This window comes from Bacillus sp. FSL W8-1141, from assembly GCF_038593205.1.
In the GTDB taxonomy this organism is placed as follows: Bacteria; Bacillota; Bacilli; order Bacillales; family Bacillaceae; genus Bacillus; species Bacillus altitudinis.
Genome location: NZ_CP151973.1, coordinates 3,485,797 through 3,497,562 on the forward strand (window position 1 = coordinate 3,485,797; position 11,766 = coordinate 3,497,562).

Here is an 11,766-nt window from a genome sequence, read left to right on the forward strand (position 1 = left end):
TCTACACATCCTTATGTTCTTTTTGGTGTGAATTCATGAGGTGTATAAGAATGTTTTTCACTCGTTCGATTCCTTTTCCATCAATGAGTGAACGTCCATTAAGATGAATGCTTCTGCGGAGAAAATAGCTGTCAGACAGTTTTTGAACAGCTTGCAACAGGTCTTTTTCTTCCACAAGGTCACCTAATCCAAGGTGAAAACAAGCGCCCTTTTGCGCAAACATGCTCGCTGTCACTGCTTGGTGGTCTACTTGCGATAGGACAATGCTGGGCACCCCGATACAAATTACCTCATATAACGTCATACCGCCTGCTACGATAGCCACATCAGCTTCTGATAAAAGAACCGGTAGTTGATCTGTATGTTGAATGAATTGGATATGTTCCGCCTCTACTTGCTCTTTGATGTGAGAGGCTTTTCCTGCGACCGCTAAAATGTCTAGGTGATTTGTTTGAAGAAGCGCCGATACAGCCTTTGATAACAGGCCGCACGGATCACTTCCGCCAAGGCTGATGACCACCTTTTTACATTCTTTCCGAACCTCATATGTGTCTTTGAATCGATTAATCTCGTGATCTAACAATAAATAGGGCGTTCCATGATAATAAGCCGTGCCATTAACCTGCTCGTGCTTCCCGTCCAGACCGCCATAAATGCCGTTTATGACCGTGTCTGCAAGCTGACAGGCTTCCTCTCTTTTTTCCTCAAATAAGACCAGCCTCGCACTATCGCAGGAATCTTTGATCGTTTGAAGAAACTGAAGATCACAATCAAGGACATCTATGACTAAAAGGTCAGGCTTTAGCTTTTTGATGTCTTGTTGGATTTGTAGAAGCGCATTCGACTCATGCACCATCTGAACGTGCCACTCTGGGTGCGAAAGCATTTCTACACAAATCTGATCATTTGTATAGAAATATAAGTCGTTCCCTTCCTGAAGCAGTTCTTTTGCCAAACGTTTCATTCTGGCGACATGACCCATTCCTCTTAAAAAACCCCCATAAACAACAATCATGATTTTTTTGTTCATTCAGCATCCTTCTGTCTCACAGATTGATTCAAACGAACAATGTCTGGATGTTGTTCACAGATGGAAATGAGCTCAGCTGTCGGCACAGCAATAGAACCACCAGCTTTCTCTAATAAACAGGTAGCAAACACATAATCTTCTTCTGTATCAATCGTGAATCGATAAGCAGGATATGCAAGTTCTTTGGGCGGTGTGAATAATTGAAGGTGAAATTGCTCGGGATGCTTTCTGATATACAGCGTGACATGCTCACGTTCTGAATAAGTGAGGGGAAATTTGTCGATTTCACATAAAATAGATGCCTCAATCATTTCCCCGGAAATACCGAGTGGTGTTCCGTTCGTATATGTGTAATCAGCCTTTTCCTGTCTATGTTTTTCAAGCATTTTCGACAAAAGCAAAGGATCTATAAATGGATTGTCTCCCGTTAAACGTACAACCGTTTTAGGTTCAAATTGGCGAACAATCTGCGCAAACCGCTCAAGCACATCTGCCTCACTGCCTCGAAACACCTTATAACCCTTTGACATACAGTATTGAGCCAAATAGTCATCCTCTGGTTCGACCGTTGTGGCAATCATAAGGTTTTGCATTTTGTGATGGTAATCATCTGATTGCTTCACCCGCTCCACAATCAAATCAATCAGCGCCATGCCGCCGATCGGTTTCATCACTTTTTTGGGCAGTCTTGTTGATCCCATCCTAGCCTGAATGACAAAAAGCACATCATGCATCATCACGAGACTCCTGCGTGAGTACGTCTTTCCACGAAACGCCTGTATGAGCTGGGATGTCTCTCACAGCCTTTGTGCCAAGTAAAATCGGTATATATCGCGGATGCAACCCCTGATTTTTTTGTCCAGGGCGCAGCACAGCTACATTTTCTGACGTGAGGGTCTCTCCCTTTGCAATGCCTTTGGTCGTAAAAATTCCTCGATACGCAAATTCTCGAATCTGCCCTTCAATGGCTGTTGTCGTTTTATAAGAACTGCCAAGAAGCTCCTCTGGTAATGAATGAACGTCTATTTCCGCTTGATTCCGCTGCTTTTCTGCTGCTCGAATGTGCTGAACCATTTCCTTTAATTCTTCAGGATTAAGAGCAAATGAATGATCCGCTCCGGGTAATGTTTTATCTATTGTAAAATGTTTTTCAATCATTGCTGCCCCGAGCTTCACAGCGGCTACTGGCGCTTCCGTCGGGTGTTCACTATGATCTGAAAAGCCAATGACTGCTTCAGGGAAAGCGGACCTTAAGGTTTGAATTACCCGCAGGTTCGTATATGCTCTAGGTGCTGGATACTTTGCCACACAATGCATGATGGCGACTTGCTTATTTTGCTGGCTCGTAATCGTTTCGTATGCTTCATGAACATCAGCAATGGTGGCCCCAGCTGTTGAAAAAATGATCGGCTTGTGAAAAGAAGCCGTATGACGCAAAAGAGGCAAATGGTTGATTTCATAGGATGCCAGTTTAAAAGCAGGCGGATTCGTTTGATTCAATAAATCAGCCGATTCTTCATCACACACGGTGCTTAAAAACATCAGTCCTTTTTCCTTACAACGTCTCAATAAGACAGGCAGCCATTCTGGCGGCAGCTCCATTTGTTCCACTAAAGAAAAAATAGACACTTCTTCTCCTTTGGCCGTTTCGTATAACCCCGGTTCCTTTTGATACATCCGATCCGCTTGAAACATTTGAAACTTCACCGCATCAGCCCCTGCTTCTTTTGCCACATCAATTAAAGCAAGTGCCTGATCCAGCTTTCCATCATGGTTAATGCCTGCCTCTGCAATGATAAAGACAGGCGCATCATCTCCCACTTTGCGATCTCCGATATAGAAATGCGCCATCTTACCTCTCTCCTTTTTTCGGCCACACATGGTAATACAAAAAGGCATTTGTTGTCCTAAACCCCATCTTTTCGTACAGCTGGATGGCTGTCGTATTATGAAGCTGTGTCCCCGCAGAAATGAAGTGATGCCCTCTGTGATGAGACACTTTCATCATCTCAATAAACAGCTTTTTTCCGATCCCTTTTCCTTGAACATCCGGTCTAATCGCAAAAAGCTCAAGCCCCATCTCATGCCCCTTTGTCATACCTTGAATCAAGCCAACCACTTCATCATTTACCTTGGCAACGAGGTTGATATCTGCGCGTCCGAGTAGGTTGTTTCTCATCCACTCCTGATAAAAATGCTGAACAACACGCTGGTCTAAATATGGATCAAGGGCATAACGGCTTTTCACAAAAGCCCGATCACCTAGTAAGACCGCCTCATCGTAATCCTTTTCATCTGGCACACCCATCACCACATCTTGATCTGATGATGGCATCTCCATCAGGGCAGGCGGTGCCTCAAGCCTAGTGAGACCACCGACATAATACACATGAGATAGTTTTTGAACAATGCGGTTTTTTTCAAGATCAGCCGCCTCAAGACGTAAAAAGAAAAAATCACATTTTTCTGTTCTCATCCAATTGATGAATCTCTCCATCAATTCTTTAAAGAGCAGCGCTGATTCAGCTTCCACAAACTTCACATGAAAAATATGCTTATCAAAAATGCCGCTCTCCCATTTGGACCATTCGTATAACAGCAGTGCTTTGAGCTTAGCGCCGCTGACAAGAGCAAACTGCTTGAATCCTGTCATGCGTCCCGCTTCATGACCATATGTTTTCAGCCAAGCTGCCAGCACCTGATCGTCTATTGCATGAACGACTTTCATGAAGAGGCCTTCTTGTCTTTTAAAATTGACACGACTGCGGTGACGACATCCTGCACATCTTCATCTGTCATACTTGGATAGAGTGGGAGCGAAAGCGTTCGTTTGTAATAAGTAAGTGCCTCAGGGAAATCTTCTGGTGAATGGTTGTAGGTCTCTTGATAATATGGATGCAAGTGAACGGGAATAAAATGAACACTCGTGCCGATTTTATATTCCTTTTGCAGCTGATCAATCATGTCATCGCGTGTGATCAGTGCTGCTTTTGGATCAACTTGCAGCACATATAAATGCCACGCATGTCTTCCCTCATCATGTACAGGCGGCAAGATGAGACCAGCTTCATGTTGAAATGCATGATTGTATGTCTTCGCAATCTGTTCTCTGCGTGTCTGCATCTCCTTCAACCGGCTTAGCTGAACGAGCCCTAACGATGCTTGCACGTCAAACATGTTCATTTTATAGCCCGGTTCCTCGACCTCGTAATACCATGTTCCCTTTTCTCCATAACGATTCCACGCTCCCTTACTCATCCCGTGAAGCGCCAGCCTTCTGATTCTAGCCGCAAGTGCATCATCATTTGTCGTCAGCATGCCACCTTCACCAGTCGCTATGTTTTTCGTTGCATAGAAGCTAAAAGCGGTCGCATCACCAATTGATCCAATCGGTTGATCATGATAGGTCGTATAGAGGGCATGAGCGGCATCCTCCAACACGAACAAATCATATTTTTTGGCAATCGTTAAAATTTGGTCCATATCACACGATTGACCAGCAAAATGTACAGGGACAACCGCTTTCGTATGTGGTGTAATGGCCGCTTCTAATTTTTTCGCATCTAGATTGAGTGTCGCCGGATCAATATCCACGAAAATAGGGGCTGCCCCCGTATGGATGATCGTATTGGCTGTTGCGCAGAACGTCAGAGGCGTTGTGATGACCTCATCACCAGCTCCAATGCCTCTCGCCTTTAACGCTAAAAATAGAGCAGCTGTGCATGAATTGACTGCTATTGCGTGCTTCGCTCCAGTCAGCTGCCTAAACTCTTCTTCAAACTGTCTAACTTTTGGTCCGGTGGACAACCAGCCGGACTTTAATGTTCCAATGACTTCATCAATTTCTTCCTGTTCAATAAAAGGCAGTGCATAAGGAAGAAATTGTGCTCTCTTTTGTCCCATATCGCTTGCACACCCCTATCTTCATCTCTGAAAATCCACGCCTGTTTTTGTTTTGAGCAGAGAAAGCAGAACATCGGTCGATTGTGCATGCGGATAATGCTCTTGAATGAAACGAGCACCTTGCTGTTTCGCCAGCTTCATTTCTTGTTCATCCGATAAAATACGGATCGCTTTCTCGGCCAACTCAATAGGGTTTTCCATGTAGCAGCTGCCAAGCGACTCGTAATAAGGGTATCTTCTGCCTTCTGTCATTTTTCCAATCAGTACACTCTTTTTAAAGAGCATTGCTTCCAGACCAACTGTTGATGTGAGCGTTATGACCATATCCATATACGGCAGGAGGTCATACAAGTCGATCTCTTTTTTAATTAATCTCACATGGTTCCCCGCACGTTCAATCGCTGTGTAGTCATTTAATCGATTTCGAGCGATTTCCCACGGATGCGGCTTCATAATCAGCTGAATATCTTTCCGTTTTGCAATTGTTTTAAGAACATCACCGTAAAAGGCTTCTGAAAACGGCTGTGTTGCCACGAGCACAGTCTTTTTGGCGGGATTGAAGTTCAATTTACGAAAGACCATTTCCTGTTGAAGCGGTGTTCGCTCCTGCACCAAATCAAATCTCGGGTGACCTGTGATCTCCACCTGCTCAGGCTGACAGCCTTTGTCTACATACCAGTCCTTTTCATATTTTCCAAACACTCCGTGGCAGGTGGTGAAAATCGGTAAAAAGGCTTCGTCTCCCATGAGCGCACCGTGCTGAAGACAAATACTTGTGAGATGGCGCTTCACGGTTTGCAAGGCGAGCACACGGCTATATGCATCCTCCGTCGTACCAACTACGACAGCTGTGATTGGCTGCATCTCAAATAGCGTTTCTATTTGGTCAATCACATCAATAAATTGCACAAGGTCCTTCCGAAGCTTTTCTCTAAAAAAGACATTGCCAAAGACAGGATGCTGGGCGTAAGGTTTCAATAGAGCATTTGCTTTTTCAATATATTCAACATGGGCTTCTTTATTAACCTCTCCGGCTAATTCCGGCTTGCTGATCACCGGTAATCCGAAATAATCAGCCTTCTTCCAGCGCGCGAGCACCACTGTTTGGTTCGGATGGAACCGCGTGTAATTTTGTTCAGTAAAACGCAGGTGTTCAAAGTGAAGCAGCACCTTTCCATGACTCGGACGATAAGGGATACGCTTGATTTGCTGTTTATGCTGATCAAAAAATGGCTGAATGTCTTGCGGCTTTGGGCAAGTCGTTGTCAGCTCTTCACCAAACGCCTCATCTTCCATACGTTCCCTCACTTCAGGGCTGATGTATTGATAAAAATTACTGATTAATCCAAGGGGGATGTGGCGATAGGTTAAGTCTTTCATCAGATTCACATACTCAAAGTACACCTGCCAATAATGATGAATATAATGCGACACTTAAGGTCACCTCCCATGTCTTTGCTTTAATATATGACGGAGCTCCCTGCAGGTAGACTGCGGAGGAAGTGCTTGAATAAAATCGCTTTTCTCATCTTCTGCCAACTGATAATGAATAGACTGTTCTGTGATGTAGTTTGTATCCAATACCTCATCAAAAGGGTAGAACGGATAAAAGTGATTTAATCTAAAAAAGAACCGCGCATCCCCTATTCGATAAAAATGCGGACTCTCGTCCCAGTAGGATCCAAACTCAGCTTGAATCTTTGTTAAAATGGATGCACGATGTACAACTGAACAGTGATCAATAGCACAAGGTGCATTCCACTGCACCGTTTGCGCAGGTCGAATCGTTTCCTTTACTGGCTCTTTTTCGCTATTTAAATAGATAACTTTTGAACTAGAATAGACAATATGTTCATTCGGACGAGCATCTAAATAATTCGTGAGCTTCTCTAAACGGTCTGGTGCATAGACATTGTCATCTGTGGCATAGGAAATATACTCGCCCTTTGCCTGTTCTAATGCTTGATTAATGAGGACGGCATAGCGTGTTTTCGCCGTTCTTTCCTCCAACGTTTTCACCCCGCTTTGGATAAAATGGATGCGTGGATCTTTACGGAAAGGCTCAATAGCAGCAAGGGTTTGTTCGTTTGATCCATCATCCATGATAAAAAGTTCAAAGTCTGACAAGGTCTGCTGCAGCACCGCTTCAATTGATCTGCCAACGTAGGCCGCTTTGTTGTAGCTCGTCATAATGACCGTTACTTTCGTCAATGTTTTCACCTCGGTCTCTTTTAAACTATGGTTATCATATGTGTCTCCTCTTAAAGAGACTGTAGAGTGACCTATTTTTTATAAAATTGGATTTTTTTCATGATCTATCTTTGAAAAACGTAAAAATTTTGGTAATATAAGTAATCATTTATGTGTATTAAAGGAGTAAAGAACATTGGAGTATATGAAGAGTGATCTCTCCCAAGAAGAGGAAGCAAAAGGTTTTTTTCGATTCTTTAAAATTTTTGTCGCGACAAAAACGATTATTCGCTCATATGAACATACCTCTATTCCCATGTGGCTGATGATACTCCTTGCAAGTATCGCTGGTACTAGCTGGATGTACGAAGGGTATTTTAGTGAGTATATGGGCAATCATATTCCATATCCTTTTATTCTGTTACACGGAGCAGGTTTTGGTATTTTAGTAGGCAATTTCCTTCTATTTTTCGGTTCATTCATTTTACAGTGGTTAGGGCGACTGTTTTTTGGCAGTAAAGCGCCGTATCGAGATGTGCTCAAAGCTTGCACACTGACGGTTATTTTTCCTTCCACCTTATTTGCTCTTACTTGGATTTTTACTGTGGGGTTGCTTGGTCCGTATACATTTGTGAAAATCTCACCCTATTTAGACCAGCACTATGAATTATGGTATTATCTCAGTGTTTTACCACTGGTTGATGCGTATACCAAGACATGGATATTTGGGATGGCTGTTTTAGGCCTTGTCGCTGTGATGAAGCTGAGAATATGGCAGGCCTTTATCATTGCCATCACACCGATCGCCTTATTTTTTCTCATCATGACCCTTCTCTATGACGTCCAGCGGGCTATGAATTGGTTGATGTAAACAGGCATTCCTTAGATTGTTGGAAACCTTTGCAGTCTAGGAAGGACGAGCATCGGCGCGGAGCGAATTTGACATTCGTGAGCACCGAAGCGCAGGACTGACACCGAATGCGAGGGTTTGTCTACACGCTGAGGAACTGCACAAAGCAGTTCCTTTTTTTCGTTCAATGTACATATTCTCTCTTCCTGTCTCATAGTGTGAAAGAGAAAAAGAATGCTATGGAAACAACAGGCGCTTTTCTGCCTTCTGTTTAGAACACCATGAGGAAAGAGGAGGAACGTTATGAAATTGAAAAATCAATTTGGGCAAGGTTCGGGTTTCGAAGGTCAAGATTTTCGCCAGCAACAATATGGAGCAAATCCGTATCCTGCGCAGCAGATGGGTTATTCAGTCCCTCCCCAAACGCAGGGTCAAATGCAAGGTCAAATGCAGCAGGGGTATTCGCCAATGCCGTCTACTGGTACTTCACAAGGAGGCCAAGGTGGGCAAAGTGGCGGGCAGCCCTATCAAATTCCTTCGGGACCGATTTATCAGCAGAACGTCACCGGTCAGCTGCCGCTTGAGCAGTCCTATATTGAAAATATTTTACGATTAAACCGCGGCAAAGTAGCCACGATCTATATGACGTTTGAGGCAAGTAAAGAATGGAACTCTAAGATTTTTAGAGGGGTCATTGAGGCCGCAGGACGTGATCACATTATCATTAGTGATAACAAAACTGGGACACGATACTTATTGTTAACAATCTACCTTGATTACATTACGTTTGATGGGGAAATTCAATATGACTATCCATACTCGATGTCTACGTATTCTCCGAGATAACCTCAAGGTCCTATCAGCAGCAAGGTGCAGACGCCCTTGCTTTTTTCTTTTGTCTAGGTTTTTGACACACCTTCGGGGGAAGGCTCATAAGATGCCTAGTAGTTTTTATTAAACGCCTAGAGGTGACATCAATGACTGTTGAGCTGGATTATACATCGCCGAATGTCAAATATTCATTTGATCTGAACCAAAGCCCCCTTGTGAAATATGATCAACACAACCTGATTAATGTTTTAGGAAAAAAACAATTAAATTCGCTCGATCAAGTATCTCTACTGGATATATATTTGAGTAAAAGCAAAGTAGTAGAGCCTCATTATCATCAAAATGCCGCCGAGCTTGTTTATTGTATCGCCGGCTCTGCTGCTGTATCCATGTTGAACCCTTTTACAAAAAAGCTGTCCACCTACACCATTACCCCTGGGCAGGTAGCCAATGTGCCACAAGGCTGGTGGCATTATGAAGTCGCCTTGCAGGACAAAACCCATTTGTTAGCCATTTTTAACGCATCGACGCCAGAAGTCATCTTAGGTTCAGACCTTCTAACCCTCACGCCTTCACACATCATGGCACATACTTATTGCATGAACGAAACGCAGTGGAAGCAGGCGACGCAGCCTGTGAAACCTGGTGTGTTTATCGGACCTTTCTGCCACCGGGAGGAAGAGACACAAACGCACCCTGTCCCCCCTTCCCACTATGTACCTTATTATCAAGCACCTCCGAACTATTCTCCTTATTGGAGTTAAGAAAAAAACCGATGCCCTTATGAGAGCATCGGTTTTTTATCTTATAAATTTTTTGCTGCTGCAATCACTAGCATGATCCAAGAAGCGATAAATGCCACTCCGCCAATTGGTGTAATGGCACCTAGAATCTTCACCTGAGTCAAGGCAAGCACATAAAGGCTTCCTGAGAAGAAAAGAATGCCTGCCAGCATCACCCAGCCAGCGGTCGGCACTAGAGAAACACCTGACAGCTTATCTGCCAGAAAGGCGACAATAAATAGGCCAATTGCATGGAACATCTGATATTGAACCCCTTTATTCCATATCTCAATATACTTTTCAGGAATTTTCCCTTCCAATCCATGTGCACCGAAGGCTCCAAGACCAACCGCAAGCATGGCGTTAATGGCACCTAATATGAAAAATAGTTTCATTCGTCATTCTCCTTATCTCATCAATTATGTTTATCATAGCGCGGGTCTTATCCAACATTCAACTTTCCTATGATGCTGACACGAGATTGTCGGATTTCTTCTTCTTTCGCAGTAGCACTTGATCGACCACAATCGCAATCAGTGTGCCAAGCACAAGACCATTGCTCAATAAAGAAATCAGCACAGGATGCATGCCTTTCAATGCCCCCTGCGGCACAAACATTGCGCCCACACCCGCTAAAACAGCGATGCCAAGCACAAATCGAATGCGCGGGATGTCTTCTTTTTCATACTGATCGAATTCAGACATAGCAATCCCAATCATAGAAGAGAACACCACAAAGTTCACAGCCAGCCCCACAGGAGAAGGCAATGCAGAGAAAAAGCTCATCAATAATGGAAATAAACTAATGAGGACAATGAGCAGACTGCCAATAAAAAATGGCTTTCTCGATGGAATTTTGGTTGTTTGTATAAAACCCGCTGCCCCTGAAATAGGGACAGGCGCAATCGCACCAATCAGTCCGCTTAGCAAATGACCAAATGCGGCGACAAAACCAGCCGGTCTGGCTCGTTTCCGCTCACGCAGTTCACCAAATGCCTTCACGGAACTTTCCACAATTCGAATACTTGCCAGCATATTCACAATGAGTAAGATCGTAATAAAAAAGGACGTGACAAGCAGTCCACTGTCAAAGACCGGCATGCCAAACGGAAACAGTTTTGGAAACTCAATGATCTGCTCAGGAATGCGAACTGGCTTCGCTAGTCCGAGTAAAGCAAATAACAGCCAGCCGCCTGCAAGTGCGAATAACACAGAAAACTGTCTTAAATAATGCCATTTTGAGCGGCTGATCATGAAGGTGATGACAATAATCAAGATCGATAGACAAAAGACAAGCCCATCTACCTGATTTCCCCGATAGCCGATCCCCATTAGCCCTTTCATGATTGGCTGACTTAACTGCACAACAAGTAGCAGCAAATAAATACCTGTGACAACCGGCGTAAATAAAGACGCAAGCCAATTAATGATTTTAAAGAGACTAAAAATAAAAAAGAACGCAGCACTAAAAATTAACGCCCCTTGTAATGCTTGCAAGGTTTCAGGATATGTGGCAAAAATCGTCCCTGTCATGCCTGCATAAAGGGTATATACCCCCCACCACAGCCCTGCTGGACTTTCATTGATCGGCAGCATATGACCGCATAAACACTGCACCATCGCCACAAGTCCAAGTGAAAAGAATGTACTCTGAATCAGTTCAGCCGACTGCACTTGATTTAATTCAAATGCTTGTGCAATCGCAATCGGCACAGCAATAGAAGCTGCGATAAAAAATGCCATCCACTGAATGGCGCCCAAAAATAGTTTCAACCCGATCACCTTCCCTTTGTCGTGACAAGACCATTAAAAATCAAAAATAGAGTCACCGTTGCCATCTTTCTCTTGTTGACCCTCTTCTTTATGCTGAAATTTCTTTGCACCGCTAGTGCCCATCAATTTCTCTAGCATGGCTTGATCCGTAGACACAGCCGGTGCAGATGGTGTCTGTATAGATGGAGGTGGTGAAATGACCGAAGACTGCGGCATTTGCACCTGTGATGATGTGTCGAGAATGACATCACATAGTGAAGAGATGACCGCCGCTTGACGTTTCACCTCTTCATCATTTCCACTTTGTTTTGCTTTTTGAATGGCTTCCTCCATTTTTTGAAGCAGACTTGATATATGAATATTCAAGGGTAGACCCTCCAATCTAAAAAATTCGTTTTCCAACATTA

Annotated in this window: 13 protein-coding genes; 3 read left to right on the top strand and 10 right to left on the bottom strand. The window is 43.8% G+C overall.

Going from position 1 to position 11,766, the window contains the following annotated elements:
- Nucleotide 1: 1 nt before the first annotated feature.
- The 7 genes from NSQ52_RS17965 to NSQ52_RS17995 are packed head-to-tail and all read right to left on the bottom strand — an operon-like array spanning nucleotide 2 to nucleotide 7,144.
- Nucleotides 2-1,030 carry a glycosyltransferase gene (locus NSQ52_RS17965; RefSeq protein WP_327871977.1) on the bottom strand — a complete coding sequence of 343 codons (1,029 nt, stop codon included), beginning with the start codon at nucleotides 1,028-1,030 and terminating at the stop codon, nucleotides 2-4.
- Nucleotides 1,027-1,767, bottom strand: coding sequence for a glycosyltransferase family protein (locus NSQ52_RS17970; protein ID WP_342473697.1), 741 nt, complete (start codon nucleotides 1,765-1,767; stop codon nucleotides 1,027-1,029). Before NSQ52_RS17970 ends, NSQ52_RS17965 begins: the two co-directional genes overlap by 4 nt.
- Nucleotides 1,757-2,881 (bottom strand): N-acetylneuraminate synthase family protein, encoded by a 1,125-nt coding sequence (locus NSQ52_RS17975; RefSeq protein ID WP_342473699.1) that lies wholly within the window; start codon nucleotides 2,879-2,881, stop codon nucleotides 1,757-1,759. The genes NSQ52_RS17970 and NSQ52_RS17975 overlap by 11 nt, the downstream gene beginning before the upstream one ends.
- Before the next feature lies 1 nt (nucleotide 2,882).
- Nucleotides 2,883-3,758 (bottom strand): GNAT family N-acetyltransferase, encoded by an 876-nt coding sequence (locus NSQ52_RS17980; protein WP_342473701.1) that lies wholly within the window; start codon nucleotides 3,756-3,758, stop codon nucleotides 2,883-2,885.
- A complete protein-coding gene (locus NSQ52_RS17985) occupies nucleotides 3,755-4,933 on the bottom strand; it encodes a DegT/DnrJ/EryC1/StrS family aminotransferase (protein WP_342473703.1) in 1,179 nt (392 codons plus the stop codon). Before NSQ52_RS17985 ends, NSQ52_RS17980 begins: the two co-directional genes overlap by 4 nt.
- A gap of 21 nt (nucleotides 4,934-4,954) precedes the next feature.
- Nucleotides 4,955-6,367 carry a CDP-glycerol glycerophosphotransferase family protein gene (locus tag NSQ52_RS17990; RefSeq protein ID WP_268372578.1) on the bottom strand — a complete coding sequence of 471 codons (1,413 nt, stop codon included), beginning with the start codon at nucleotides 6,365-6,367 and terminating at the stop codon, nucleotides 4,955-4,957.
- A gap of 6 nt (nucleotides 6,368-6,373) precedes the next feature.
- The gene (locus NSQ52_RS17995; protein ID WP_039165390.1) at nucleotides 6,374-7,144 is read right to left on the bottom strand and encodes a glycosyltransferase family 2 protein; all 771 of its coding nucleotides are present in this window, start codon (nucleotides 7,142-7,144) and stop codon (nucleotides 6,374-6,376) included.
- Between the two features lie 175 nt (nucleotides 7,145-7,319).
- Here NSQ52_RS17995 and NSQ52_RS18000 point away from each other — a divergent pair, with 175 nt between their 5' ends.
- The 3 genes from NSQ52_RS18000 (at nucleotide 7,320) to NSQ52_RS18010 (ending at nucleotide 9,568) form a co-directional block, all read left to right on the top strand.
- Nucleotides 7,320-7,994 carry a YIP1 family protein gene (locus NSQ52_RS18000; protein ID WP_024719479.1) on the top strand — a complete coding sequence of 225 codons (675 nt, stop codon included), beginning with the start codon at nucleotides 7,320-7,322 and terminating at the stop codon, nucleotides 7,992-7,994.
- Nucleotides 7,995-8,276: 282 nt separating this feature from the next.
- Entirely contained in the window at nucleotides 8,277-8,819 is a 543-nt protein-coding gene (gene gerQ, locus NSQ52_RS18005; RefSeq protein ID WP_007497781.1) for a spore coat protein GerQ, read from the top strand.
- 131 nt (nucleotides 8,820-8,950) lie between these two features.
- Nucleotides 8,951-9,568, top strand: a complete 618-nt coding sequence (locus NSQ52_RS18010) for a cupin domain-containing protein (protein ID WP_019743221.1) — start codon at nucleotides 8,951-8,953, stop codon at nucleotides 9,566-9,568.
- Nucleotides 9,569-9,609: 41 nt separating this feature from the next.
- Here the strand turns inward: NSQ52_RS18010 and NSQ52_RS18015 are convergent, their stop codons facing one another.
- From NSQ52_RS18015 to NSQ52_RS18025, 3 genes are all read right to left on the bottom strand, one after another.
- A complete protein-coding gene (locus tag NSQ52_RS18015) occupies nucleotides 9,610-9,981 on the bottom strand; it encodes a DUF423 domain-containing protein (protein WP_003215282.1) in 372 nt (123 codons plus the stop codon).
- A gap of 67 nt (nucleotides 9,982-10,048) precedes the next feature.
- A complete protein-coding gene (locus tag NSQ52_RS18020) occupies nucleotides 10,049-11,359 on the bottom strand; it encodes a purine/pyrimidine permease (protein ID WP_041507947.1) in 1,311 nt (436 codons plus the stop codon).
- Nucleotides 11,360-11,392: 33 nt separating this feature from the next.
- Nucleotides 11,393-11,725 (bottom strand): YwdI family protein, encoded by a 333-nt coding sequence (locus NSQ52_RS18025; protein ID WP_008343634.1) that lies wholly within the window; start codon nucleotides 11,723-11,725, stop codon nucleotides 11,393-11,395.
- Nucleotides 11,726-11,766: the final 41 nt, after the last annotated feature.